Genomic DNA, 1,167 nt, shown 5'->3' on the forward strand with positions numbered 1-1,167 from the left:
TCTTAGGCGGGACTTACGCAAAACTAGGCCACAAGTTCCCTTAAGTAGTAAGTAGGGTTGGTTAATAACGCACCCTACAGATAAGGTTGTTCCGTAAGTTTTGTTAGGGAAATCATTGACATTAATGTGATCATCAGTCATGGAATTAGTTTTTTTGATTCTGCTGTAGGATAAATTCCTCAACGATTTCGCTCAGGTTCTCTATAGAGCGTCCCATCTTAGCAATTTTTGCTTCTGTCTGAGACAGTCCGAGAACTGCATTTTGAAGTTGGTTGGCTAGACTTTGAATCTCTTCTCGATAACGGTTTGCGAATTCTTCTACGTTCATGATTTATTTCTGATTACTTGAATCTACACTATCAAGGATTAGGTTTGCGTTAGGGTTTACGTTTACGTTTGCGTTTATGTTTACTTTTGTTATTAATTTATAATTAATTTATAATTGCCGATCATAAAAATAATATATTAATAACAATGAAATTATCGTAATGAGACCCATAGCTGATTCTAAAAATTAGAAATTGTTAAAATTTATTTGTGTCCATAAATTAATCAAATCCATCAGCCGCAAGCTTTGGAGTTGATTTACTAACTTGTTCAAAAAATAAAACTAGTCAATCAATACAAAAAATAATAATCATGAACCCGTTACTTTTTATAGAAAAACAAAAAAACACAAAACGATATAAACTGTATATTTTAGCCTTTAATTACTAACCAAACCCAGATTACTAAAGATTGTGTGAAGTAGATGGCATAAACTATAAAAAACAAGCAAAAATGATGAAGATTGCGATCGCTCAACTCAACCCCACCATTGGTGATATTACAGGCAACGCTCAACAGATTCTTGAAGTAGCCAACACTGCTGCGAGTCAGGATGTGCGTCTGTTGCTGACACCAGAATTATCCTTGTGTGGCTATCCACCACGAGATTTGCTGCTAAATCCCAAGTTTCGAGAATCGATGACTACACAAGTGCAACAACTAGCTCAGCAGCTACCATTGTCTCTAGCTGTTTTGGTCGGCACAGTAACACGGAATACCAAAGCAGAGCTTGCTGGTGGCAAACCTTTATATAACAGCATTGCTCTACTAGAGGGGGGAAAAGTACGGCAGATTTTTCACAAGCGACTCTTGCCCACCTATGATGTTTTCGATGAAAAC

2 protein-coding genes are annotated in these 1,167 nt (G+C 36.6%); one reads left to right on the forward strand and one right to left on the reverse strand.

The features are described 5' to 3' along the window. Nucleotides 1–145: 145 nt before the first annotated feature. Nucleotides 146–328: a hypothetical protein gene (locus F6K49_RS51140; RefSeq protein WP_293053873.1), complete on the reverse strand. Its 183-nt coding sequence runs from the start codon at nt 326–328 to the stop codon at nt 146–148. A gap of 455 nt (nt 329–783) precedes the next feature. Here F6K49_RS51140 and F6K49_RS51145 point away from each other — a divergent pair. Further along, on the forward strand, nt 784–1,167 hold a 384-nt coding region (locus F6K49_RS51145), incomplete at its 3' end, for a nitrilase-related carbon-nitrogen hydrolase (protein ID WP_293110587.1).

This window comes from Moorena sp. SIO3I6, assembly GCF_010672095.1.

Excerpts from the sequence above, each read along its gene's own strand:
- F6K49_RS51140 (WP_293053873.1), bottom strand. The coding sequence starts at position 328 with ATGAACGTAGAAGAATTCGCAAACCGTTATCGAGAAGAGATTCAAAGT.